The 1,087-nt window shown below is 69.6% G+C and carries 2 protein-coding genes; both read right to left on the bottom strand.

The window, feature by feature from the left end; genetic code table 11:
- Positions 1-750: ABC transporter transmembrane domain-containing protein (locus tag AC1DVT_RS20405; protein ID WP_477391245.1), on the bottom strand; the 750-nt coding region annotated here is incomplete at its 3' end.
- A 41-nt stretch (positions 751-791) separates the two neighbouring features.
- Positions 792-1,001, bottom strand: a complete 210-nt coding sequence (locus tag AC1DVT_RS20410) for an AsnC family protein (RefSeq protein WP_457099996.1) — start codon at positions 999-1,001, stop codon at positions 792-794.
- Between the last annotated feature and the right edge of the window lie 86 nt (positions 1,002-1,087).

The raw sequence follows: 1,087 nt of genomic DNA on the forward strand, positions 1-1,087 counted from the left end.
GCGCACACCCTGGTCGTAGGTGTCCTCGGCCAGACCCGAGATCGCGGCCTCTTCGCGGTCGCTGGCGCCCGACGCTCGCACCGTGCGAATCGACCCGACTGCTCGCTCGACCCCCGAGGTGAGCTGCCCGACGAGTTCCTGCTGATCGCGGGTCGCCTCGCGGATGCGCCCGCTCAGCAGCACGACGCCGGTGATCGAGACGCCGATGACGACCACGATGAGGGCGAGCAGCACGGGGTCGATGATCGCCATTGCGACGAGCGCCCCGAGGAAGATGAGCGAGTTTCCGACGGCATCGGCGAGGCCCTGCGTGAGCACCGCATAGAGCAGCGTCGTGTCCGTGCCGACGCGCGAGACGAGGTCGCCCGTTCGGCGCGCGTCGAACTCGGAGATCGGCAGGTGCAGGATCCGCGCCACGAGCTTGCGCCGAGACGAGTACACGACCGCCGTGCCGGTGCGCTGCAGCAGATAGTGCTGATAGCCGGAGATGACGGATGCCACGACCACCAGAATGACGACGCCCCAGACGAGCATCCCGAGCGGCTCGCCATGCTCGACGCGCCCGATCAGCAGGCCGACCAGCAGCGGCTGGGCGAGGGTCGCGGCCGCGCCGATGACGCTCAGGATCGCGACGATGACGAGCACGCGACGGTGCTCGAAGAGGAAGGGGAGCAGCTGCTTGAGGCTTGCGCGCGGACCCTCTTGAGGTGCGCGACGGCCCCGGCGTGAGGGTGCCTGGGTGGTGGACATGCGGGGTTCCCTGTCGTTCGTGGGGAAGGTGGGCGAATGCCCTACCTTCGACCGTACTTCTTGTGGACGGCCTGTCTGCTCACGGCCAGGGCGTCGGCGATCGCGACCCACGAATAGCCCTGAGTGCGCGCGCGGCGCACCTGCTCGGCCTCCGCGCGGGCGAGGTCGGCGTGCAGGGCGCGCAGCCGGCGCAGCTCGGCGAGCGGCTCACCGCTCTGGGCGCCGATCGCGGTGCGGATGTCGTCGCTCACGCGTCCTCCTGGAGTGAACGGATGCCGCGGCCCGCGGCATCCGGTTGTCAACCGTAGTTGACATCCCGCGAGCTGTCAACTCAGGT

It is taken from the genome of Microbacterium sp. P2_F9, assembly GCF_056403635.1.